This is a genomic window from Aeromicrobium sp. 10G20-16 (genome assembly GCF_055809665.1).
This window is the reverse complement of sequence record NZ_CM147919.1, coordinates 2,882,027-2,903,081: the sequence shown is the minus strand read 5'-3', so window position 1 is coordinate 2,903,081 and position 21,055 is coordinate 2,882,027. Positions and strand designations below refer to the sequence as shown.

The following is a 21,055-nucleotide window of genomic DNA, read 5'->3' as shown; positions in this document are numbered from 1 at the left end:
ACCCGGTGCCGGGCCACTCCGCCATGCCCAAGGAGGCACCCGTGACTCGAGCGACGAAGTACCCACCCGCGAACCGGACCCTGCAGTACTGGGGGTCGAAGTTCGCCGGCTCGACGATGGCGCCCAACGCGCTCGCCCTGCACTCGACCGAGGGCACCGGCTGGCCGGCGTACTCCGGCGGCGCGGTCGCACCGCACCTGACCGCGCGGCCCGACTTCATCAAGAAGCGCATCGACTGGCGTCAGCACTTCGCGCTGAACAAGTCGTCACGCGCGCTCGTCAACAAGCTCGGCGGCGTCGAGACCAACACGTTGAACGTGGTCCAGATCGAGCTCGTCGGGACCTGCGACCCTGCGACGAAGGCGAAGTGGGAGAAGCAGGGCCTCATCGCGGGCCGCGACTTCATCTACATGCCCGACGCCCCGGACTGGTTCATCGCCGACCTGGCCGACTTCGTGCGCTGGCTGCACGCCGAGTGGACCGACTTCCCGATCGCCGACGCCGCGCCGCGCGGGTGGGGCGCGTACCCAGCGTCCTACGGTGCGTCGAAGTACCGGCTGTCGTTCACCGAGTGGCGCAACGCCTACGGCATCCTCGGCCACCAGCACGTCCCCGAGAACGCCCACGGCGACCCGGGCGCGTTCCCGATCGGCAAGCTCCTCGCCGCGGCGACTGGCACACCGCAGACTCCCCCGCCGCCCGTGGGCGGAACCTACACGGTGCGTCCTGGCGACACGCTGACGTCGATTGCCCGCGTCGCCGGCGTGACCGTCGACGACCTCGTCGCCTGGAACGATGTCGCCGATCCCTCGATCATTCGTGTCGGCCAGGAGCTGCGTCTGACCGCGCCGACGAGGCCGACGCCGGAGCCGCAGCCCGTCCCCCCGACGATCCCCGCCCCGGTGTGGGGCAAGCCGAAGACGTGGGTCCTCGGTGGCGTCTCCGACGACGTGACCCGGCTCGGCGAGCGCATCGTTGTCTGGTCTGAGTACTTCGGCCTGCCCTACCCCTACGACGAAGGCCCCGGCCCCACGCTCGGCCCGAAGGACGTCGCGGGCCTGTCAGCGGTCCAGGTGAAGCTCGGGTACGGCGACAAGCCGGAGGACCTCGCGCCCGGTGGGAACTCCGACGGCTACGCCGGACCGCAGACCTTCATCGACATCGCCGCCGACCCACCAGCCAAGAAGCCGGCCGCCGACCACTACGACGCCGAGACCATCAGCGCGAACCTCGCCGGATACGACGTCGTCAAGGGGAAGGCCAACCGCGTCGACCGTGCCAAGCACGCGATCCCGGACTACCTCGGCCCGAAGCGCCCCCTGTGGTTCCACTTTCAGGAGTGCGCCATCGACATGTGGCCCGAGCTCGACAAGGCCCTCCCGGAGTACGTGCGCGTCCCCGAGGGCGGCAAGGGCCGCGAGTCCTACTACCGGCGCGACGCCGGCATCACGATCCTCGAGGCACAACTGCTCAACGTGAAGCACATGCTCCTCAAGGACACCAAGGAGTTCCTCGTGATCGTGTGGGAGGTCAACGGGTTCAGGGCCGTCGACACGAACTTCCACAACGAGAACGAGGGCTCGACGTTCCAGCCGCTGCAGATGCGCGACGTCCTGAAGGCTGCCCGTGCGGCGGCCGTGAAGTGGGACGTGCCGGAGCCGAACGAGCTGGCCACCGGTGACGCGAACTTCACTGCCGCGGCGACGTTCGTCAACACCCTGATCGCACGTTGGGGCGACGTGAAGAAGCTGGCCGACAAGGCGATCGACCTGCAGTACCGGTCGACGAACGGGTGGAAGGCCCGCCTGACGTTGGGCGAGCGGATCGACGTCGACGCTGTCGGTCGCGGCGCGAAGGTCCTCGAGGCCGAGCAGCACTTCGGTGCCGTGATCGCCGACCACTGGCCCCACCGCGTCTTGCGGCGCCTCGTCGCCGGCCGCCGCTGACCCCCGCACCGTCCACCACCAGAAGGAGATCCACCATGAACAAGCACCTGCACACCCTGGCCGGGTACTGGAAGGCGATCGCCGGGTTCTTCGGCGGCGCCATCGTCCCGATCGTCGCCCCCCTCACGCAGGGCGATGTGCCGGACGCCGCTGACTGGCGCATGGCGCTCGGTCTTGCACTGTCCGTCGCGTTCTTCGTCGGCGTCGCCCCGAAGAACCGCGACACGTGATCCGTCTCGTGGCCGCTGCGGCACGCAGGGTCGCCGGTCAGGCCGAGTGCGTCGCCGAGGTGATCCTCGAGGCCATCCGACGACACGGCGTCACTGCTGAAGCCGCCCGCCACGCCGCCATCTACACCGACGGCACCGACTGATGTCGACGCTCAGCCCGCGCGAGATGTTCCTGCTCGACCTCGCCTGCAAGCCCCTGGCGGAGGCGTTCGACCAGGCGCCGTATCTCGTCGGGACCACGATGCAGCCTCGCGGCGACCGGGCACCCCGCGACGTCGACGTGCGCCTCATGCTCGAGGACGAGCAGTACGACCAGCTCGCCGCGACCGGAGTCTCGCTCGCGTTCCTCGGGCTCGCCATCGGTCAGTACCTCGCCAGTCTCACGGGCCTGCCGATCGACTTCCAGATCCAGCGGCGGACCCAGGCGAACGAGCTCCACTCTGGTGTCCGCAACCCGCTCGGCGGGCGAGGGCTCGAGCGGTACGAAGGAGACTGCCCCGTTCCCGCACTCGACGGCACTGACTGACCGCGCCGGTCCTCCCCCGGCACGGCCACACCGCCCCCGATCTGACTCCGGTCAGGTCGGGGGCCTTCTGTCATGCCCAGCAACTCTCAGACAAACCCGAGCCGCCGCGCAGACCTCGACGACTGCCGATCCTGACGCAACCGCCGCAACCGCTTCACCGTCAACGGATCCCACGCCAACGCCGCCTCACGCTCGATCAGCGCGTTCACCAACTGGTAGAAATGCGTCATCGACAAGTCGAACCGCTCACGCACCACCTGCTCCTTGGTGCCGGTGTACTGCCACCAGGACCGTTCGACGTCGAGGATCGCCTTCTCGGTGTCGGTCAGCTGGGTGGTGTCCATGTACCCGACGCTAGGACCCGCCACTGACAGAACGGCACCACCACCGCCCCGCAGGTAGCCCCTGTCCTTCACACCCACTCGTTGCCCAGGACTCCCAGCATCTGCGCCTGCGCTCCGCCGTCGACGTCGGCGTCCACCAGGACGGTGTCGGTGCCGCGCGCGGCCAGGGCGGAGGCGACCGCCAGGGCGACCGAGCTGCGACCCGGCGCTCCCGCCGGACCCCACACGGCGACGAGTGGGGCTGTGGGGGCTGCGGGCGCGGGCGTCGCGGGATCGAGATCGGCCACCGCGTCGAGATCCTCGACCCCGAAGGACCGACCGAGTCCCAGACGGGCCGTCTGGTCGGCCGTGGCCTCGACCGCGACCACGCGGATGCCGGCCCCGGTGAGGCGATCGATGACGTCGAGGTCGAGTCCAGGCAGGTCGGCCGACACCAGGGCCACACCGGCGAGGTCGGCGCCCACGACCGCCAGCAGGTCCGCCAGGTCCACGCACCGGCGCGTCAGCCGCAGGACGCGCGATCGCTCCAGGTGCGACAGCACCCGAGGCTCCCACGGCGCCCCACCGGCTGCGAGGACGACGTCCACTACGGCACCCGCACGATGGTCACGCGCCCCGACCCGACCGTGCTGACCACGTCCCCGGTGAGCGAGGCCGCCGGCACCTCCAGCAGCACGGTGCGTGCCAGGCTCCCGCCCACCGAGTCGGCGTCGGCTCCGGTGCGCAGGACGCGGACCGGCCCGAGGACGCGCACAGCCGCCGACGTGGCAGCGCCGTCCGACCGCGGGTCGTCGGCACCCGGCCCCACCCAGACCTCGACCCGGTCCCCGCGGCGCAGGTCGTCGGGCGCAGCGCCCTCGGCGACGACGACCGGCAGCTGGCTGACGGTGACACGGTCGCGGACCGAGAGCGCCGCCGCGTCGACCAGGGCGCCCGCGGCGACGTCGCGCGTCCACGTGAGGTCGTCCAGTGCTCCGGGCAGGTCGTCGGACACCTGCAGGTAGTGGTCGGCACTCGCACCGTCCAGCTGCACCCGGGTGGCCACGAGGTCAGCGGCTCCGACGGCGTCGCCGGCGCGCACCGGGTCGGCCACCGACCAGTACTCGACCGTGTCGTCCTGCATCGCCACGAGACGTGCCCCGAGGACGGTGGCGCAGAGCACCAGCAGCAACCCGACCAGCAACCGCGGATCCGTCCATGGTCGGATCCGCAGTCGGTCTGCTCGAACACCGGATTCACCGGCCCCCCGCCAGTTCTTCATGGCACGGTTCTACCGTCGGCGGGCCGCGGCGTCCAGTGGCCCCCTCGATTGTCCACAGCCACGGACCGCCTCCGGATCGGGTGACACCAGCGCGTGCCAGACTGCTGCCATGTCGGCGACACCACGCTTCCTCACGCTCCCCGACGTGGCCGAGGTCCTCAACGTGACCGTGCGTCAGGTCTACGCGCTCGTGCGCTCAGGAGACCTGCGCGGCATCCAGATCGGCGGTCGCGGTCAGTGGCGCATCGAGAACTCCGAGCTCGAGGACTACATCGAGCGCCAGTACGCCCGCACCGATGCCAGCGTGTCCGAGGGCTCGACCGACACCCCCGTCGACGACACGAGCTCATCGACCTGACGTGACCACGGCGATCGCCGACAGCACCACGGTCCGCGCTGCGACGTCGCCGGCCGACAGCCGCACGAAGTCGGCGCCGACGACCTCGACGACGCCCTCGAGCGCCCGTCCGTCGACCAGGACGACTCGCACCGGTTCGCCGTCGTCGCGCAGCACGCGCAGCGCCCGCGACCAGCCGAGCGCAGCATCGATCCGTCCCGGCGGATCAGCGCGGCGCTGTGCTCGCAGCACCGACGTCACGGCTGAGCAGGCCACGAGATGGTCCACGAGGCCCGCCCGCAACCGCACCAGGTGCTCGTTGACCGCCGCTGCCTCCCCCGCCAGCTGACCGGCGCCGCGGACGTCGAGCACCACCTCGCCGCCCAGGAGGTCGCGCCACGACGTCTGCGCCCAGATCTCGTCGTGCAGGTCGGCGGCGAGTCCCTCGACCTCGGCGCGCTCGATGGCGCCGGCCTCGGCCTCCAGGTCGGAGAACAGCCTGTCCCACCGCATGCAGGCACGGTACCCCACAGGCCTCCATCCCGGTCTTGACAGTCATTCGACGTGATGAAATGGTCTCAAACGTCATCAAACGTGATGAAGCATCGGGGGATGCATGACACTCAGTCGAGCAGGAGTGCTCGCCCTGGCCAGCGCCCTGGGCGTGGGCGCGATCACCGCGCCGGGAGCACCCGCGGCCGCCCGCCAGGTGACGAGCGCCGACTTCCCCGCCGCGGCCCTCGCCGTCGCCCACCTGGCCGGGTTGCTGGTCGCCACGTGGGTGCTGGTGGTGCTGCTGGGCGGATGGGCACGGGTCTGCGTTCCGGGCGTGCCGCCAGCTGTGCGTGCCGCGCTGTTCACGACGGCGATCGTCACCGTCACCGCCGTGCCCGCCCACGCCGACGGCTCGCACGACCTGCACGGTCTGCGTCTCCCTGACCGCCCCACGATCGTCCAGCCGGCGGCAGCCGCGGCGCCGACGCCGCGACCGTCGGGCTGGACCGTTCGCGCCGGGGACACGCTCTGGGCGATCGCCGCGGCCCACCTGCCCGACGACGCCTCTGCTGCACGCATCGCCGCCTCGACGACGCGCTGGTACGAGGCCAACCGCGACGTCATCGGGCCCGACCCCGACCTCATCCTCCCCGATCAGCTGCTCGTCCCTCCATCTCTCGAACAGGACTCGCCATGAAGACCGCCCACGCCCTCGCCACCGTCCGTCTCGCACCCGCGTGGGAGGCCACCGACGCGCCGGAGACACAGGTCCCGCTGCCGTTCCCCGGCATGACGCCGGTGCTGCCGGTGCCGGTGGAACGAGATGACATCGGACCGCTGCGCCATCGGTGCGCACGCTTCATGCAGGCCGTCGTCGAGGTGCTGTCCGGCGAACGACCGGCGCGCCAGATGGCGGCGTGGATGGCGCCCGACGTCTACCTCGAGCTCCAGCGCCGCCTGAACATCGGTGCACGGCGGCCGGGTCGCTGCGCGGCGCGCCTGGTCAGCGTGCACGTCGCGATGGTCGACGACGACGTCGCCGAGGTCGCCGCACGCATGGTGCACCGCAACCGCTCCCGCGCGATCGCCGTCCGCCTCGAGCCCCAGCCCACCCACCGCGGCGAGATGGTGTGGCGGTGCACCGCTCTCGAGTGGGCGTAGTCGCTGTTCGCCAGGGAGGCCGCCCGCGGCCGACCGTGAGCGGAGCGAGGCGAACCACAGTGCCCGAATCAGGCGAGCACCTCACCTCACCACGCCTCGCGTCCGAGCGGCTTCGCCGCGAACGACTCACGGCTCCGCCTGGCGTCCCCGCGAGCTCAGCCGCAGAGCGGCTTCGTCGCGGTGACTACCGGTTGTTCTTGCGGGACTTGCGCTGCTGCTTGGCCTTCTGACGCGCCTTGTTCTTGGCGTTCGCCTGGCGGCGCGCCTCGGCCTCCGCGGAGTCCTCGTCGCCGCCGTCGGCCGCCGTGACGCCGTGCACCTCGGTCTCCCCGTCCTCGCTGGGACCCGAGTACGACAGCTGCTTCTTCTTCGCGACGTCGGCACCGATGCCCTTGGCCAGCTGCACGGGGATCTCGCCCGGCTCGGCGGTCGGCGAGGCCGGCGTCACCTCGACGTTCACGTTGAACAAGAACCCGACCGACTCCTCGGCGATGCCCTCCATCATGGCGGTGAACAGCTCGAAGCCCTCGCGCTGGTACTCCACCAGCGGATCGCGCTGGCTGTAGGCCCGCAGGCCGATGCCCTCACGCAGGTAGTCCATCTCGTAGAGGTGCTCGCGCCACTTGCGGTCCAGGACGCTGAGCACGACCTTGCGCTCCAGCTCACGCATCACCGACGCGCCGAGGTCGCTCTCGCGCCGGTCGTAGCTCGCGATCGCATCCGCGGTCAGTGCCTCGATCAGCGACTGGCGGGTCATGCCCTCACGCCCGCCGGCGTCCGACTCGGCGGTCTCGATGGTCAGCCCGACCGGGTACAGCGTGCCCAGAGCGGTCCAGAGCTGTTCGAGGTCCCACTCCTCGGGGAATCCCTCGGTGGCGCCGGTCACGTACGCGCCGATGACCTCGCCGATCATCTCCTCGACCCACTCGCGCAGGTCGCGGCCCTCGAGCACCTCGCGACGCTCGGTGTAGATGACCTCGCGCTGACGGCTCATGACGTCGTCGTACTTGAGGATGTTCTTGCGCGTGTCGAAGTTCTGCGCCTCGACCTGCGACTGCGCCGACGCGATGGCGCCGGTGACGCGCTTGTTCTCGATCGGCACGTCGTCGGGGATCTTCATGGTCTGCAGGACCCAGTCGACCCAGTCGGCCTTGAACAGGCGCATCAGGTCGTCCTCGAGCGACAGGTAGAACCGGGAGACGCCCGGGTCACCCTGGCGGCCCGACCGACCACGCAGCTGGTTGTCGATGCGGCGCGACTCGTGGCGCTCGGTGCCGATGACGGCCAGGCCGCCGGCGGCGGTGACCTCGTCGTGCTCGGCGGCGACCTGGTCGGCCATCTTCTTCAGCGTGTCGTTCCACGCGGCCTGGTACTCCTCGGCGTCCTCGAGCGGGTCGAGGCCCTGCTTGCGCAGCTCGGCGTCGGCGAGGAACTCCACGCTGCCACCGAGCATGATGTCGGTACCACGACCGGCCATGTTGGTGGCCACGGTGACGGCGCCCTTGTGGCCGGCCATCGCGACGATGGCGGCCTCACGGTCGTGCTGCTTGGCGTTGAGGACCTCGTGCGGGACGCCGCGCTTCTTGAGCAGCTTGGACAGCCGCTCGCTCTTCTCGACGCTGGTGGTGCCCACGAGGATCGGCTGGCCGTTGGCGTGCCGCTCGGCGATGTCGTCGACCACGGCGTTGAACTTGGCCTCCTCGGTGCGATAGACGAGGTCCGGCTCGTCGGCGCGCGCGATGGGGCGGTTGGTCGGGATCGGCACCACACCGAGCTTGTAGATCTTGTCGAACTCCGACGCCTCGGTCAGCGCCGTGCCGGTCATGCCGCCGAGCTTGTCGTAGAGGCGGAAGTAGTTCTGCAGCGTGATGGTGGCCAGGGTCTGGTACTCCTCGCGGATCCGGACGCCCTCCTTGGCCTCGATGGCCTGGTGCAGGCCCTCGTTGTAGCGGCGGCCGTCCAGGATGCGTCCGGTGTGCTCGTCGACGATGAGCACCTCGCCGTCGATGACGACGTAGTCCTTGTCGTTCTTGAACAGCTCGCGCGCCTTGATGGCGTTGTTGAGGAAGCTGATCAGCGGGGTGTTGACGGTGTCATAGAGGTTGTCGATGCCCAGTTGGTCCTCGACCACGGAGATGCCCTCGGCGGTCACCGCGATCGTCCGCTTCTTCTCGTCGACCTCGTAGTGCTCCTCGATCTTCATGCGGCCCACGATGCGGGCGAACTCGCCGTACCACTTGACCTCGTCCTCGGTGGGACCGGAGATGATCAGCGGGGTGCGGGCCTCGTCGATGAGGATGGAGTCGACCTCGTCGACCACGGCGTAGTGGTGGCCACGCTGCACGCAGTCGGCGATGTCGTCGGCCATGTTGTCGCGCAGGTAGTCGAAGCCGAGCTCGTTGTTGGTGGCGTAGGTGATGTCCGCCAGGTACGCCTCGCGGCGCTCCGCCGGCGTCATGCTCGGCAGGATCATGGCGACGGTGAGGCCCAGGTACTGGTGCACTCGGCCCATCCACTCGGCGTGGTACTTGGCGAGGTAGTCGTTGACCGTGACGACGTGGACGCCCTTGCCGCTGAGCGCGTTGAGGTAGGCCGGCAGGGTCGAGACCAGCGTCTTGCCCTCACCGGTCTTCATCTCGGCGATGTTGCCCAGGTGCAGGGCCGCGCCACCCATGATCTGCACGTCGAAGTGCCGCTGACCCAGCACGCGCCACGCCGCCTCACGCACGGTGGCGAAGGCCTCCGGCATCAGGTCGTCGGGGGTCTCTCCAGCCTCCAGCCGGTCCCGGAACTCCGCGGTCATCCCCCGCAGCTCCTCGTCGGACATCTGCTTGTAGTCGTCCTCGAGGGAGTTGACCTGCTGGGCGACGGCCTCCAGCTGACGAAGGATCTTGCCTTCGCCCATGCGGAGGATCTTGTCGATGACCTTGGGCACGTCGATGCACTTCCTGACGATTCGATCCTGGCGTTCTCGGATGGAGCCTCGCCAGTCTAGCGACGGCTCAGAACCTGGGTCAGGTCAGCAGCCAAGTCACCCTTCGCCGGGGGTGACACGGTGTCCAGGTCGAGCCACCGGGCCATCAGCTCCAGCTCGTCGGCCAGCTGCTCGGCGGTGTCGTCGGGTGCATGGTCCTCGGCCCACGCACCGTGCACCACGAGCCGCCGAGCAGCACGGTCGGCCTTCAGGTCGACCCGGGCCACCAGCCGGTCGCCGAGCAGGAACGGCAGCACGTAGTAGCCGTGCTCGCGCTTGGCCTCGGGAACGTAGATCTCGATGCGGTACCGGAAGTCGAACAGCTTCTCGGTGCGAGTCCGCTCGAAGACGAGGGGGTCGAACGGGCTCAGCAACGCGCGCGCTCGGACCCGGCGCGGGAGGACGGCGTCGCGGTGGCGATACGCGGGGCGTCTCCACCCCTGGATCTGCACCGGCTGCAGCACGCCGGCAGCGACGAGCTCCTCGATGGCGCCCTTCGTCGGGTCGGGGGCGAGCCGGAAGTAGTCGGCGAAGCACTGCTGGGTGCCGACTCCCAGGGCTCGCGCAGCGTGCTCGACCAGCACCAGGTGTGCCTCCGCGTCGTCGAGGGCAGGCCGTGCCATCACACCGGGCGGGATGACGCGCTCGGACAGGTCGTACACCCGCTCGAACTGGCTGTTGCGGCGCGCCGCCGTGACCCGTCCGACGTAGAACAGGTGCTCCAGCGCGACCTTGACCTCGGACCAGTTCCAGCCCCAGTGGCTGCGGTCGCGCTCCGTGTCGTCCTCGATCTGGCGCGCCGTGATCGGACCGCGCTCGGCGACCTCGGCGAAGACGCGCTCGACGAGCTCGGGCTGCTCGCGCCCGACGCGCGCGATCCCGCCCCACATCCCGTGCCCGGACCGCATGCGGTGCTGCATCGCCGGCCACAGCTGCACGTCGACGAGCGCCGCGACGTGGGCCCAGTACTCGAACAGGCGGCGCGGTGCGCGACCGGCCGCACGATGGAGGAGGTCGCGGTCGTAGGCACCCATGCGGGAGAACATCGGCATGTAGTGGGCCCGGACCAGCACGTTGACCGAGTCGATCTGGAAGAACCCCAGCCGTGCGATCGTGCGATTCAGGTGTGCTGCCGTGACCGTCGCGCCGGTGGCGCCGGGACGAGGACGGGTGAATCCCTGGGCGGCCAGGGTGATCCGCCGAGCCTGCAGCGCGGTGAGGCGCTCCGCACCCATCAGCGAGGGCCCGTCGTCCTAGGGGATGTCGTCGACGAGCTTGCTGCGCACGGCGAACATGGCAGCCTCCATGCGCGACTTCATCTGCAGCTTCTCGAGGATGTTGCGGATGTGGTTCTTGACCGTGTTCTCGCTGATGAACAGCTCCTCGGCGATCTCGCGGTTGCTCATCCCCCGCGCCACCAGGCGCAGGACCCCGAGCTCGCGCGGCGTCAGGTTGGTCGCCGGCGCCGGGCTCTTGGACATCGTGACGAACTCGTCGAGCAGCTTGGTGGCCATGCTCGGGCTGATCAGCGACTGTCCCGAGGCAACCAGTCGGACCGCTTCGGCGACCTGGTCGTAGGTGGAGCCGTCCTTGAGCAGGTAGCCCGACGCCCCGCTGCGGATCGACTCGTAGAGGTCGGACTCCTCGTCGCTGGCCGTCAGCATGATGATGCCGGTGGTCGGGGCGGTCTCCTTGATGGCCGCGCACGTCTCGACACCGCTGCGGCCCGGCATGCGGACGTCGAGCAGCACGATGTCGTACGGGTTGTCCGCCACGAGCGCAAGGGCGGTGTCGCCGTCGTCGCACTCCTCGACCTCGAGGTCGTCGTCGGCGCTGAGCACCATCTTGACGCCCCGACGGAACAGCTCCTGGTCATCGACGAGGAGAACACGGATCTTGCCGGGGACTGGAGGCACAGTCAGATCATGCCAGAGTTCCGGGTCGGAGCCCACGAACCCGACGCCGCGCCCGCTCGTGTCCCCGTTCGCGTCACTGAGTCACGTCGAGGTGGATGACGCCGTAGTCGTAGCCCTTGCGCAGGTAGACGACGCTCGGCCGCATCGAGTCCTTCTCGAGGAACAGGAAGAAGTCGTGGCCGACCAGCTCCATCTCGTAGAGCGCCTGGTCGAGCGTCATGGGTGAGGCCTCGTGCGTCTTCTCGCGCACCACCACCGGGCAGTCGCCCTCTGACTCGATGGGGCCGGTCGGGGCCGGATCCTGCGTCGGTGCGGTGTCGTCGAACGAGGCGACGTCCAGGTCCGCGGTGGCGTCGGCGAGCGACTGCGGAGCGTGCTTGCCGTGGGAGATGCGGCGGCGGTCGTTGCTGCGCCGCAGGCGCGACTCGAGCTTGTCGATCGCCGCGTCGAGCGCGGAGTGCTGGTCGGTGGAGGCGGCCTCGGCGCGAACGGCCGGACCGGCGGATCGCAGCGTCATCTCGACGCGGGCGGCCGTCTCGTGCTGACGCGGGTTCTTCTCGTGGGTGACCTCGACCTCGACCCGGTGGATCTTCTGGCGGGCGTCGTACTTGTCGATGCGCTGCAGCTTTTCCTGGACGTGCTCGCGGAACCGCTCGGAGATCTCGCTGTTGCGACCGTTGACGACAATGTCCATGGAAACTCCTCGGGGTCGGGGTCCGCGTGCTGCACCTGCTGTCATGCCATGGTGCGACCGTAGTCCTGCCGTGGCCGATTCACCAGAGGTCTCGTCGCTCGGCAGCCAATCCTCACTGAACTCACAGGCACGACCCGTCGCCGACGTTCAGGGCGTGGCGGCGACCGTCGCTGCGGCCTCGACCTGCACACCAGCTGCGCGAAGCGCACGGGCCGCCTCGGCCAGCGTCGAGCCCGTGGTCACGACGTCGTCGACGATCACGACCGACGATCCCGCCCGCAGCCCGTGACGGCGGCGGACCATGAAGGCGCCGCTCAGGTTGCGGGCGCGGTCGTCGACACCGAGGCCGACCTGATCGGCCGTGTGGCGGGCCCGTCCCAGGGCAGGTTCGACGCGCACGTCGAGCCCCGCGGCGGTCAGCCGGGCACCGGCCGCGCGGGCCAGCGCCTGCACCAGGTCGTCGCCCCGGCGCCACCGGGCCGACCACGACGTCGGCACGGGCACCAGCGTGACGTCGGCGGCAGGCTCGGACGCGGCGACGGCGGCGGCGAGGTGGTGCGACAGGACCTCGGTCAGCGGAAAGCGCCCTCGCTCCTTCCACTCCACGACGACGCGGCGCAGGACACCGCGATGCTGTCCGCCGGAGATCACCGTCAGGTCCGATGCCCGTCGGGTCGCGACGACGCACGGCGTCGGCCTGATCCGCTCGGCACACCGACGGCAGACCGCGAGCGCAGGTCGACCGCAGCCCGGACAGGCCGCACCGACGAGCAGGTCGGCAGCGGCCACGAGGTGATCGCGCACCTGGCCATCATCGAGCCCGCGCCGCCACGGCGTCGATCGGTCGACACAGGCTGTGGACGGTCAGCGACTGTGGCCCAGGCTCCGGACCGCACCGACGCCGACGAGCGTCCAGGTGCCACGGGCGCCGAGGTACCACAACCGGCCGTCCGGGTCAGCGGCATAGGTCGTCGCGTTCGGTCCGGAGCCGACCACGAGGCGAGACGTCTCGATGTCCGGCAGCGGTGCTCCGCTGCGCCCCGGTCCGTCCACCACCGAGGAGCCGTCGATCACGACGGTCTGCTCACGCGTACCGGCCGTCGTGCCGGCCAGATAGCTGACCCGCACGTCGTCGGACCACACGGCGGACCGCGCGCTGACGTCTCCGACGTCCAGGTCTCGCGGGCTGGCCAGACCGGTGATCGTTCCCTTGGCGTCACGCAGCACCAGACCGACGCGGACCGAGGCGCCGGCCCCCGATCCCACCGTGACGACGTAGCGGGCGCCGTCGGGCGAGATGTCGAGGCTGCGCACGTCCAGACCGCGCAGCGCCGGCGCGTCCAGCGTGGCCACGCCCGACGCCACCACGCGCACCCGCGTGGCACCGTCGGGCCGGTCCACCAGCCAGAACTGCCCGTCGACGTCACTGACCGGGTTGATGAACGCCGTGCCGCGGAGCGTGCGCTGGATGCGGCCCTCCACCGACGCCACTCGCACCGACGTGCGTCCCGCGTCGAGGAGGGCGACGCGGTCATCGGTCACGGAGATCGCGGCCGCGCCACCGACGGATGTGCCCCACGGTCCGTCGAGCGGCTCGACGTCGCTGCGATCGATGGTGACGGCGGCGTCGTCGACCAGCGCGTGGGTCGTCCCGGGATCGTCGCCGACGCCGTACTCGTCCAACGACGAGACGGGCTGCTCGGTCTGGTTGCGTGGACTCACCGGGCGAGCGCCGACCGAGATGCGCACCGCCGTGAGACCCGGGACCTGGCGCAGCGTCCACACGATCTGGGCCGAGAACCGCTCGACGTCGGACGATGCGCGCGAGCCCGCGGTGAAGCCGACGTCGGCGACACCGTTGTCGACCGGAACCGTCGCTCGCAGGTCGTCGAGCCCGGGCACGTAGGTGCGCATCTGATCGGTGCCGCCACCGCGCGCCAGCGCCGTGATCAGACCGGCGGCCAGGCCGTCGCCGACCAGCACGTGCACCGGCTGCGGCACCAGTCGGCGTCCAGCGCGATCGAAGTAGTACAGGTCGAACGTGCGGTAGTAGTCGTTGAAGAACTTCGCCGTGACCATCAGACCCGGCTGGGGGTTCGCGATCCGCCACTGCCCGTCGACCCGCTCGAGGCGATAGGTCACCCCTCGTCGTCCCTCACCGGGCGTGTATCCGCCCTGGGGGTCGAGCTGCCCCACCGCGGCCGCGTCGACCGCGACCTCCGCCGACGCGCCTGCGTCGGGTCGGGTCCGCCCGTCCTGCGGCGGTGTCCCGACCTGTGCGTCCCGATAGATGGTGACCCCGTCCTGGCGCTGCCAGCTGTCGGCAGCGGCCGGCGTCAGGAAGGCGGCGGCCGTCCGCGTGGAGGCGGGGTAGGCCAGCATCGCGTCGAGGAAGCCGCGCACGACCTCGCCCGGCGACGCGCCGTCGGTGGGCAGCGCCGGCGAGTACCGCACGGTGCTCTGACCGAAGCCGTCGTCGTCGGCGACCGCGGTCACCGGACCGGACGTGGGGATGGCTGCGCACCCGCCGAGTGCGATGCAGGCCGCCAGCACCAGCGCAGACAGTCGACTCATCGCGCCAGCTCCGAGACGATGGCCGGCTCGGCACTGTCGTCCCCGGCCTTCTTGGGCAGCGTGAGGATGAACTCGGTCCCCTGTCCCGAACGCCCCCAGGCCTGCAGGGTTCCCCCGTGCAGCGAGGCGTCCTCGCGGGCGATCGACAGGCCGAGGCCCGTGCCGCCCTGGACGCGCGCGGGGTCGGCCCGCCAGAAGCGGTCGAAGACACGCAGCCGTTCGTCACCGTCGAGGCCCACGCCGAAGTCGCGCACCGAGAACGAGGCGCTGCTGTCGTTCTGCGCCACCGTCAACGACACCGTGGACGACTTGCTGTACTTGGCTGCGTTGGCCAGCAGGTTGCGCACGATGCGGTCGACCCGCCGCGGGTCGGCCAGCACCACGGCCGACTGACCACCGTCGTCGACGGTCACCTCGATGCCGGCGCGGGCGAGGACCGGGTCGTCGGTGCACCGACGGGCCACGGCTGCGAGGTCGACGGTCTCCAGCTCCAGCTGAGCGGCGCCTGCGTCGAAACGACTCAGGTCGAGCAGGTCGGACAGCAGCGCCTCGAAGCGGTCGAGCTCGCGCTTCAACAGCTCGGCGGACCGAGCGGTCTGGGGGTCGAATCCGGGGCGGGCGTCGAACAGGACCTCGCTGGCCATCTGCACCGTGGTGAGGGGGGTGCGCAGCTCGTGGGACACGTCGGACACGAATCGCTGCTGCAGGCGCGACAGGTTCTCGAGCCGACCGATCTGGGTCTGCAGGCTGCCGGCCATCTGGTTCAACGAGGTGCTCAGCCGAGCGATGTCGTCCTCTCCGCGCACGAGCAGACGCTCCTCGAGGTTGCCGCCGGCGAACCGCTCGGCGATGCGCCGAGCCCGGCGCACCGGGTCGAGCACCTGACGCGAGACGATCCAGGCCACCCCACCGACCATGAGCACCATGGCGAGGCCGCCGAGCAGCAACGCGTTGCGCATCAGCGTCAGGGTCGCCTGCTGGTCCTTCATCGAGAACAGGTAGTACAGCGCGTAGGTGTCACCCGTGCCCGGGGCGCGGAGCTGACGGCCCACCACGACGACCGGCTCGCGGTCCGCACCGTCGGTCAGCGACACGTCCGAGTACTGCCAGTAGGTACCGCCGTTGCGCTGCACGCGACCCACCAGCGACGCCGGCAACGTGCTGGTCGAGACCGCCGACGACGACCGCACGGGGCCCGACGAGTCGTCGCCTGACAGCGGCCCCTTGAGGACGAGCTCGTAGGTGCGAGCCGTTCCGCGGGCCGTGGTCAGCGAGTCGACCATCTGGGTCAGGGCCTGCGACTGCGGTGACGCCTCGGTGTCGACCGCCGCGTCGAGCTGGTCCTGGGCGTAGGTGAATCCCGATCGGGCCTCGGCGACCGCCACCTCGCGACGGCTCTCCGCCAGACCCGATGCGACGTCGCGCAGCAGCGCCCATCCGGTGAAGGTGATCGCCAGGGCGCTGAGGATGATCGTGCTGGTGACGACCCGGGCCTGCAGCGACCGCCGCCACAGGCCCCTCACGAGACCAGGCTCATGAGGGCGGCGCGATGGCCTGGTAGCCCACGCCGCGAACGGTGCGGATGATCTGCGGATCGTCGGCGTCGTCCTCGATCTTGGAGCGCAGCCGGGTCATGTGCACGTTCACCAGCTTGGTGTCACCGGGGTGGTGGTAGCCCCACACCTTCTGCAGCAGCACCTCGCGGGTGAAGACCTGCTGGGGGTCGCCGAGCAGGCAGGCCAGCAGGTCGAACTCCAGCGGCGTCAGGTCCAGGGCCTCGCCCTTGCGGGTGACCGTGTGGCCGGCAGGATCCAGGACGATCTCGCCGAACTCCAGGGTCTCGGCGAGGGTGTCGGTGCGGCGCAGGCGGGCCCGCACCCGCGCGACCAGCTCGGTGTTCTTGAACGGCTTGGTGATGTAGTCGTCGGCGCCGGCCTCCAGCCCCGCGACGACGTCGTAGGTGTCGGCCTTCGCCGTGAGCATGATGATCGGGACCGCCGACGCCGCCCGGATCTGACGGCACACGCTCATGCCGTCGAGTCCGGGCAGCATCAGGTCCAGCAGCACGACGTCGGGCCGGAACGAAGTGAACTCGCCCATGACCCGGTCACCCGAGCGGCACACCGACGTGGTGAGCCCCTCCCCCTCCAAGACGATGGTCAACATCTCGGCGAGCGAGGCGTCGTCGTCGACGACGAGGACGCGGTCGCGCTTGCTGCGATAGCTCATGGTGGCCCGCTCGAGTGGCTAGTAGCGGTAGAGGTCCGACTTGTAGGGACCAGCCACGTCGACGCCGAGGTACTCGGCCTGCTGCTTGGACAGCTCGGTCAGCTCGACACCGAGGGCGTCCAGGTGCAGTCGGGCGACCTCTTCGTCGAGGTGCTTGGGCAGCACGTGCACACCCAGCTCGTACTGGCTGGCCTTCGTGAACAGCTCGATCTGCGCGAGCACCTGGTTGGTGAACGAGTTGGACATGACGAACGACGGGTGACCGGTGGCGTTGCCGAGGTTGAGCAGGCGCCCCTCGGACAGCACGATGATCTTCTTGGAGAAGCCGTCGGCGTCGGCCGGGAAGATCCACTGGTGGACCTGCGGCTTGATCTCGTCCTTGACGATGCCGGGGATCTTGGCCAGACCGGCCATGTTGATCTCGTTGTCGAAGTGACCGATGTTGCCGACGATCGCCTGGTGCTTCATCTTCTCGAAGTGCTCGACCCGGATGATGTCGAAGTTTCCGGTGGTGGTGATGAAGATGTCGGCGGTCTCGACGACCGACTCGAGGCGCTTGACCTCGTAGCCGTCCATGGCGGCCTGCAGGGCGCAGATCGGGTCGATCTCGGTGACGATGACGCGGGCTCCCTGGCCGCGCAGCGACTCCGCAGAGCCCTTGCCGACGTCGCCGTAGCCGCAGACGACGGCGACCTTGCCGCCGATCATGACGTCGGTGGCTCGGTTGATGCCGTCGATCAGCGAGTGACGGCAGCCGTACTTGTTGTCGAACTTGCTCTTGGTGACCGAGTCGTTGACGTTGATGGCCGGGAACAGCAGCGTGCCCTCACGGAAGCGGTCGTACAGGCGCAGGACGCCGGTGGTGGTCTCCTCCGAGACGCCCTTGATGTCCTTGGAGATGTTCGTCCAGTGCTGCGGCTTCTCCGCCACCGAACGGGCGAGGACACGCAGCACCTCCTTGAACTCCTCGTTGTCGGTGCTGTCCTGCGGCGGCACGATGCCGGTCTTCTCGTACTCGACACCGAGGTGCAGCAGCATGGTGATGTCGCCGCCGTCGTCGAGCAGGACGTTGGGTCCGCCCTCGGCGAAGTCGAAGACCTTCTCGGCCTCGTCCCAGTACTCGGCGAGCGTCTCGCCCTTCCACGCGAAGACCGGCGTGCCCTGGGGGTCCTCGGGCGTGCCGTCGCGGCCCACGACGACCGCAGCGGCCGCGTGGTCCTGGGTGGAGAAGATGTTGCAGGTGGCCCAGCGCACGTCGGCGCCGAGGTCGACCAGGGTCTCGATCAGCACGGCGGTCTGGACCGTCATGTGCAGCGAACCGGCGATGCGGGCACCGGCCAGCGGCTTGTCCTTGCCGTAGCGCTCGCGCATCGCGATCAAGCCGGGCATCTCGTGCTCAGCGAGCTCGATCTCCTTGCGGCCGTACTCGGCCAGGGTCAGGTCCTTGACGTGAAAATCCATGGAATCCACTGTACCGGTGGGCCCGGAGGCGCGACGAATCGAACGGGTGTGAGCTCAGCCGAGCGAGCGGGCCTCGTCGACCAGCATCACGGGAATGTCCCCGCGCACCGGGTAGGCCAGTGCGCACGCGCTGCAGACGAGCTCGGAGGCGTCATCGTCGACGGCCAGCGTGGCCCGGCACTGCGGACAGACGAGGATCTCCAGGAGGGCCGGGTCGAGGTTCATGCGACCCATCGTAGGACCTACCGGATCGAGAGCTGCTGCGTGTGGATGGTCGCGACCTGGCCACGCTTCACCGCGAGGTGGTAGCGCCCAGCCGTCGCCGCGTCGATGCGGAACCGGAATCCGCCGACCGCGTCGGACGTCCGTCGCGCGACGACCTGTTCCGACGCGGCCTTCTGCAGCTGGACCGACACGCCGGCCAGCGGGTAGCCCTGGGAGCTCTGGACCGTGCCGGTGATCGTCACCGTCGTGGCGGTCGTGGCCGCTGACGCGGTCTCGGTGGTCTGGGTCAGGACGAGGGCCGAGATCACGGCCACCAGTCCAGCCAGCAGGGCGGTGAACGCCCGACGATCAATTCCCATGAGATGTCCCCCTTGGTGCGATGTCGACGACACCCGGACGAGGTCGTCATCTCAGGAGATGCACCGATCCACGACAAGGTTGTCGTCGATCCGATCGTTCGTACCGGGCGCTACGACGCCGGTCGGACCAGGGCGAGAACCTCGTCGCGCACACGCTGCATGGTGGTGGCGTCGTCGCCCTCGACGTTGAGGCGCAGCAGGGGCTCGGTGTTGGAGGCACGCACGTTGAACCACCAGGTGTCACCGGTCACGGTCAGGCCGTCGAGGCGGTCCAGCGGCCACTCGCGGTAGTGCTCGGCGATGGTGGCCATGGTGCCGACGGCGTCGTGCACCGTGCTGTTGATCTCGCCGGACGACGCGTACCGCTCGTACTCGGCCATCAGCTCGCTGACGGTGCCGGAGGTCTCCGCGAGCGCGGCCATCACGTGGAGGGCGGCGATCATGCCGGAGTCGGCGAGGAAGAAGTCCTTGAAGTAGAAGTGCCCGGAGTGCTCGCCCCCGAACACCGCACCCGTGCGGGCCATCTCGGCCTTGATCAGCGAGTGGCCGACCGGTGTGCGCACGGCGGTCCCGCCGCGCTCGGTGATGATCTCGGGCACGGCCTTGGAGCAGATCACGTTGTGCAGGATGGTCGCCCCGGGGTGCTGCAGCAGCGCACGCGACGCGATCAGCGCCGTGATCGCCGACGGCGAGACCACCTCGCCGCGCTCGTCGACGACGAAGCACCGGTCGGCGTCGCCGTCGAAGGCCAGCCCGATGTCGGCACCGGTCTCGCGGACGCGGGCCTGCAGGTCGACCAGCGTGCTGTGGTCGAGCGGGTTGGCGTCGTGGTTCGGGAAGGTGCCGTCCAGCTCGAAGTACATCGCGTCGAGCTCGACGTCGAGATCGGCGAACACCGACGGGACCGTGTGACCGGCCATGCCGTTGCCGGCGTCGGCGACGACCTTGAGGCGCCGACCGCCGGGCATCGGGACGAGGTCGTGCAGGTACTCCGCGTACCGGGACAGACCGTCGCGGGACTCGACCGCACCGAGCACGGGCGGGAGCGTGTCGCGCCCGAGCAGGACGGATGCAGCCTCGGCGATGGCCGACAGACCCGTGTCGAGACCGATGGGCCTGGCGCCGGCGCGGCACAACTTGATGCCGTTGTACGCAGCCGGGTTGTGGCTCGCCGTGATCATGACGCCGGGCACGTCGAGGTCGCCGGACATGAAGTACAGCAGGTCCGTGGAGGCCAGGCCGATGTCGATGACGTCGGCACCGCGGGCACGGATGCCGTCACCGAAGGCTTCGACCAGACCCGGCGACGTCGACCGCATGTCGTGACCGATGACGACCGATCCGGTGCCGGAGACCTCCACCTCGTCGGCGAACGCCTCGCCGAGCGCGCGGGCGACGACGGGGTCGAGCTGCTCGGGCGAGAGCCCGCGGACGTCGTAGGCCTTGACGATGGCGCCCAGGCGCGGATCGATCATGGGTGGTGGGTCATCCTTCTTCTCGGACGATCCGCAGGGCGGGACGCGCGCCGTCGGGCGGCGGTTGCGGCTGACGCCCGGCCTCGCGGACCGCGTCGGCCAAGGCCAGCAGGTCGTCGTGGGTGGGCTCGACGTCGGCAGGATCGGGCGCCAGGCGCAGCACGTCCCACCCCTGCGGAGCGGACAGGCGTTGGGAGTGGTCGGCGCACAGGTCGTAGGTGTGGGGCTCGGCGTAGGTTGCGAGCGGACCGAGCACTGCGGTCTGGTCCGCATAGACGTACGTCAACGTCGCCACTGCTCGCCCGGAGCACCCCGATCGCGTGCATCGCCTCGCCTCACCCACGTGGCGAGGGTAGACCAGCATCCTGTGAGCCGGCAGTAGGCTCACCGCATGCAGGTAGGACCGACGGGCTGGAACGGGCTGGTCAGCGGACCCCGGCCGGGTCGGATGCGCGATCGGCGCGGCCGAGGCCGTCGCGGACCCATGGCCCTGCCCGGGCCCCTGTCTCCCGCGGGACTGCCCGCCCAGTCGACCCCGCGCGAGCAGTTCGACGACGTCGTGCGTGCCGTCGTCGCCGGACTCGAGGCGGCTTTCCGCGCCGAGCCGGACCCGGTCGACGTGGTGGTCGAGGACGCCCCGAGGCTGCCGCCGGAGTGGACCGACGAGGTCCCCGCCAGCGTGGTCACCCAGGTCGACGGCACCACCCGGGTGGTCGTCTTCCGGCTGCCGATCGTCCAGCGGTGCGGATCCGCCCAGGAGCTCGAGGAGATGACGTGGGCCGTGCTGCTGGAGCAGCTGGCCTCGGTGTGGCAGGTCAGCCCGGACGACCTCGACCCTCGGTGACGGC

Annotated in this window: 25 protein-coding genes; 8 read left to right on the top strand and 17 right to left on the bottom strand. The window is 70.0% G+C overall.

Annotated features, from left to right (window positions below; genetic code table 11):
* Nucleotides 1–41: 41 nt before the first annotated feature.
* The 4 genes from AC0L5F_RS14875 to AC0L5F_RS14860 are packed head-to-tail and all read left to right on the top strand — an operon-like array spanning nucleotide 42 to nucleotide 2,702.
* On the top strand, nucleotides 42–1,946 hold the full coding sequence (locus tag AC0L5F_RS14875) for a LysM peptidoglycan-binding domain-containing protein (RefSeq protein WP_473314196.1): 1,905 nt from the start codon (nucleotides 42–44) through the stop codon (nucleotides 1,944–1,946).
* Between the two features lie 35 nt (nucleotides 1,947–1,981).
* Complete coding sequence (locus tag AC0L5F_RS14870; protein ID WP_473314195.1) at nucleotides 1,982–2,176, top strand: hypothetical protein; 195 nt, start codon at nucleotides 1,982–1,984, stop codon at nucleotides 2,174–2,176.
* A complete protein-coding gene (locus AC0L5F_RS14865; protein ID WP_473314194.1) occupies nucleotides 2,173–2,319 on the top strand; it encodes a hypothetical protein in 147 nt (48 codons plus the stop codon). The genes AC0L5F_RS14870 and AC0L5F_RS14865 overlap by 4 nt, the downstream gene beginning before the upstream one ends.
* Nucleotides 2,319–2,702: a hypothetical protein gene (locus tag AC0L5F_RS14860; RefSeq protein ID WP_473314193.1), complete on the top strand. Its 384-nt coding sequence runs from the start codon at nucleotides 2,319–2,321 to the stop codon at nucleotides 2,700–2,702. Before AC0L5F_RS14865 ends, AC0L5F_RS14860 begins: the two co-directional genes overlap by 1 nt.
* Nucleotides 2,703–2,788: 86 nt before the next feature.
* Here the strand turns inward: AC0L5F_RS14860 and AC0L5F_RS14855 are convergent, their stop codons facing one another.
* The 3 genes from AC0L5F_RS14855 to AC0L5F_RS14845 all read right to left on the bottom strand — a co-directional run bounded on the left by AC0L5F_RS14855 (nucleotide 2,789) and on the right by AC0L5F_RS14845 (nucleotide 4,307).
* Nucleotides 2,789–3,046, bottom strand: a complete 258-nt coding sequence (locus AC0L5F_RS14855; RefSeq protein WP_473314192.1) for a DUF3263 domain-containing protein — start codon at nucleotides 3,044–3,046, stop codon at nucleotides 2,789–2,791.
* Between the two features lie 68 nt (nucleotides 3,047–3,114).
* Complete coding sequence (locus AC0L5F_RS14850; protein WP_473314191.1) at nucleotides 3,115–3,588, bottom strand: hypothetical protein; 474 nt, start codon at nucleotides 3,586–3,588, stop codon at nucleotides 3,115–3,117.
* A 44-nt stretch (nucleotides 3,589–3,632) separates the two neighbouring features.
* Nucleotides 3,633–4,307 carry a hypothetical protein gene (locus tag AC0L5F_RS14845; protein ID WP_473314190.1) on the bottom strand — a complete coding sequence of 225 codons (675 nt, stop codon included), beginning with the start codon at nucleotides 4,305–4,307 and terminating at the stop codon, nucleotides 3,633–3,635.
* A gap of 109 nt (nucleotides 4,308–4,416) precedes the next feature.
* On the opposite strand from AC0L5F_RS14845, the gene AC0L5F_RS14840 reads away from it, so the two are divergent.
* A complete protein-coding gene (locus AC0L5F_RS14840) occupies nucleotides 4,417–4,665 on the top strand; it encodes a helix-turn-helix domain-containing protein (RefSeq protein WP_473314189.1) in 249 nt (82 codons plus the stop codon).
* Here the strand turns inward: AC0L5F_RS14840 and AC0L5F_RS14835 are convergent.
* Complete coding sequence (locus tag AC0L5F_RS14835; RefSeq protein WP_473314188.1) at nucleotides 4,654–5,157, bottom strand: hypothetical protein; 504 nt, start codon at nucleotides 5,155–5,157, stop codon at nucleotides 4,654–4,656. The genes AC0L5F_RS14840 and AC0L5F_RS14835 overlap by 12 nt on opposite strands.
* A gap of 103 nt (nucleotides 5,158–5,260) precedes the next feature.
* Here AC0L5F_RS14835 and AC0L5F_RS14830 point away from each other — a divergent pair, with 103 nt between their 5' ends.
* Together AC0L5F_RS14830 and AC0L5F_RS14825 are read left to right on the top strand one after the other, a co-directional pair.
* The gene (locus AC0L5F_RS14830; protein WP_473314187.1) at nucleotides 5,261–5,836 is read left to right on the top strand and encodes a LysM peptidoglycan-binding domain-containing protein; all 576 of its coding nucleotides are present in this window, start codon (nucleotides 5,261–5,263) and stop codon (nucleotides 5,834–5,836) included.
* Nucleotides 5,833–6,300, top strand: coding sequence for an Rv3235 family protein (locus AC0L5F_RS14825; RefSeq protein WP_473314186.1), 468 nt, complete (start codon nucleotides 5,833–5,835; stop codon nucleotides 6,298–6,300). Before AC0L5F_RS14830 ends, AC0L5F_RS14825 begins: the two co-directional genes overlap by 4 nt.
* A 184-nt stretch (nucleotides 6,301–6,484) precedes the next feature.
* Here the strand turns inward: AC0L5F_RS14825 and secA are convergent, their stop codons facing one another.
* From secA to AC0L5F_RS14760, 13 genes are all read right to left on the bottom strand, one after another.
* On the bottom strand, nucleotides 6,485–9,205 hold the full coding sequence (gene secA, locus AC0L5F_RS14820) for a preprotein translocase subunit SecA (RefSeq protein ID WP_473316202.1): 2,721 nt from the start codon (nucleotides 9,203–9,205) through the stop codon (nucleotides 6,485–6,487).
* A gap of 86 nt (nucleotides 9,206–9,291) precedes the next feature.
* Nucleotides 9,292–10,509, bottom strand: coding sequence for a winged helix-turn-helix domain-containing protein (locus AC0L5F_RS14815; protein ID WP_473314185.1), 1,218 nt, complete (start codon nucleotides 10,507–10,509; stop codon nucleotides 9,292–9,294).
* Between the two features lie 18 nt (nucleotides 10,510–10,527).
* Entirely contained in the window at nucleotides 10,528–11,190 is a 663-nt protein-coding gene (locus tag AC0L5F_RS14810; protein WP_473314184.1) for a response regulator, read from the bottom strand.
* Between the two features lie 73 nt (nucleotides 11,191–11,263).
* Entirely contained in the window at nucleotides 11,264–11,884 is a 621-nt protein-coding gene (gene hpf, locus AC0L5F_RS14805; RefSeq protein WP_473314183.1) for a ribosome hibernation-promoting factor, HPF/YfiA family, read from the bottom strand.
* 147 nt (nucleotides 11,885–12,031) lie between these two features.
* Complete coding sequence (locus tag AC0L5F_RS14800; protein WP_473314182.1) at nucleotides 12,032–12,688, bottom strand: ComF family protein; 657 nt, start codon at nucleotides 12,686–12,688, stop codon at nucleotides 12,032–12,034.
* 60 nt (nucleotides 12,689–12,748) lie between these two features.
* Nucleotides 12,749–14,458: an LpqB family beta-propeller domain-containing protein gene (locus AC0L5F_RS14795; RefSeq protein WP_473314181.1), complete on the bottom strand. Its 1,710-nt coding sequence runs from the start codon at nucleotides 14,456–14,458 to the stop codon at nucleotides 12,749–12,751.
* The gene (mtrB, locus tag AC0L5F_RS14790) at nucleotides 14,455–15,981 is read right to left on the bottom strand and encodes an MtrAB system histidine kinase MtrB (RefSeq protein ID WP_473314180.1); all 1,527 of its coding nucleotides are present in this window, start codon (nucleotides 15,979–15,981) and stop codon (nucleotides 14,455–14,457) included. Before mtrB ends, AC0L5F_RS14795 begins: the two co-directional genes overlap by 4 nt.
* A 10-nt stretch (nucleotides 15,982–15,991) precedes the next feature.
* Nucleotides 15,992–16,687: an MtrAB system response regulator MtrA gene (gene mtrA / locus AC0L5F_RS14785; RefSeq protein ID WP_473314179.1), complete on the bottom strand. Its 696-nt coding sequence runs from the start codon at nucleotides 16,685–16,687 to the stop codon at nucleotides 15,992–15,994.
* A gap of 18 nt (nucleotides 16,688–16,705) precedes the next feature.
* Nucleotides 16,706–18,148, bottom strand: coding sequence for an adenosylhomocysteinase (gene ahcY, locus AC0L5F_RS14780; RefSeq protein WP_473314178.1), 1,443 nt, complete (start codon nucleotides 18,146–18,148; stop codon nucleotides 16,706–16,708).
* Nucleotides 18,149–18,202: 54 nt separating this feature from the next.
* Nucleotides 18,203–18,373, bottom strand: a complete 171-nt coding sequence (locus tag AC0L5F_RS14775; RefSeq protein WP_473314177.1) for a Trm112 family protein — start codon at nucleotides 18,371–18,373, stop codon at nucleotides 18,203–18,205.
* Nucleotides 18,374–18,390: 17 nt separating this feature from the next.
* Entirely contained in the window at nucleotides 18,391–18,732 is a 342-nt protein-coding gene (locus tag AC0L5F_RS14770; RefSeq protein ID WP_473314176.1) for a carboxypeptidase regulatory-like domain-containing protein, read from the bottom strand.
* A gap of 110 nt (nucleotides 18,733–18,842) precedes the next feature.
* Nucleotides 18,843–20,207, bottom strand: coding sequence for a phosphomannomutase/phosphoglucomutase (locus tag AC0L5F_RS14765; RefSeq protein ID WP_473314175.1), 1,365 nt, complete (start codon nucleotides 20,205–20,207; stop codon nucleotides 18,843–18,845).
* 10 nt (nucleotides 20,208–20,217) lie between these two features.
* Nucleotides 20,218–20,502, bottom strand: a complete 285-nt coding sequence (locus AC0L5F_RS14760; protein WP_473314174.1) for a DUF3499 domain-containing protein — start codon at nucleotides 20,500–20,502, stop codon at nucleotides 20,218–20,220.
* A gap of 96 nt (nucleotides 20,503–20,598) precedes the next feature.
* On the opposite strand from AC0L5F_RS14760, the gene AC0L5F_RS14755 reads away from it, so the two are divergent.
* On the top strand, nucleotides 20,599–21,051 hold the full coding sequence (locus AC0L5F_RS14755) for a metallopeptidase family protein (protein ID WP_473314173.1): 453 nt from the start codon (nucleotides 20,599–20,601) through the stop codon (nucleotides 21,049–21,051).
* Nucleotides 21,052–21,055 lie beyond the last annotated feature (4 nt).

Coding starts and splice junctions, on each gene's coding strand:
- AC0L5F_RS14870 (WP_473314195.1), top strand. CDS start 1,982: ATGAACAAGCACCTGCACACCCTGGCCGGGTACTGGAAGGCGATCGCC.
- AC0L5F_RS14860 (WP_473314193.1), top strand. CDS start 2,319: ATGTCGACGCTCAGCCCGCGCGAGATGTTCCTGCTCGACCTCGCCTGC.
- AC0L5F_RS14855 (WP_473314192.1), bottom strand. CDS start 3,046: ATGGACACCACCCAGCTGACCGACACCGAGAAGGCGATCCTCGACGTC.
- AC0L5F_RS14845 (WP_473314190.1), bottom strand. CDS start 4,307: ATGAAGAACTGGCGGGGGGCCGGTGAATCCGGTGTTCGAGCAGACCGA.
- AC0L5F_RS14840 (WP_473314189.1), top strand. CDS start 4,417: ATGTCGGCGACACCACGCTTCCTCACGCTCCCCGACGTGGCCGAGGTC.
- AC0L5F_RS14835 (WP_473314188.1), bottom strand. CDS start 5,157: ATGCGGTGGGACAGGCTGTTCTCCGACCTGGAGGCCGAGGCCGGCGCC.
- AC0L5F_RS14830 (WP_473314187.1), top strand. CDS start 5,261: ATGACACTCAGTCGAGCAGGAGTGCTCGCCCTGGCCAGCGCCCTGGGC.
- AC0L5F_RS14825 (WP_473314186.1), top strand. CDS start 5,833: ATGAAGACCGCCCACGCCCTCGCCACCGTCCGTCTCGCACCCGCGTGG.
- secA (WP_473316202.1), bottom strand. CDS start 9,205: ATGGGCGAAGGCAAGATCCTTCGTCAGCTGGAGGCCGTCGCCCAGCAG.
- AC0L5F_RS14815 (WP_473314185.1), bottom strand. CDS start 10,509: ATGGGTGCGGAGCGCCTCACCGCGCTGCAGGCTCGGCGGATCACCCTG.
- hpf (WP_473314183.1), bottom strand. CDS start 11,884: ATGGACATTGTCGTCAACGGTCGCAACAGCGAGATCTCCGAGCGGTTC.
- AC0L5F_RS14795 (WP_473314181.1), bottom strand. CDS start 14,458: ATGAGTCGACTGTCTGCGCTGGTGCTGGCGGCCTGCATCGCACTCGGC.
- mtrA (WP_473314179.1), bottom strand. CDS start 16,687: ATGAGCTATCGCAGCAAGCGCGACCGCGTCCTCGTCGTCGACGACGAC.
- ahcY (WP_473314178.1), bottom strand. CDS start 18,148: ATGGATTTTCACGTCAAGGACCTGACCCTGGCCGAGTACGGCCGCAAG.
- AC0L5F_RS14775 (WP_473314177.1), bottom strand. CDS start 18,373: ATGAACCTCGACCCGGCCCTCCTGGAGATCCTCGTCTGTCCGCAGTGC.
- AC0L5F_RS14770 (WP_473314176.1), bottom strand. CDS start 18,732: ATGGGAATTGATCGTCGGGCGTTCACCGCCCTGCTGGCTGGACTGGTG.
- AC0L5F_RS14765 (WP_473314175.1), bottom strand. CDS start 20,207: ATGATCGATCCGCGCCTGGGCGCCATCGTCAAGGCCTACGACGTCCGC.
- AC0L5F_RS14755 (WP_473314173.1), top strand. CDS start 20,599: ATGCAGGTAGGACCGACGGGCTGGAACGGGCTGGTCAGCGGACCCCGG.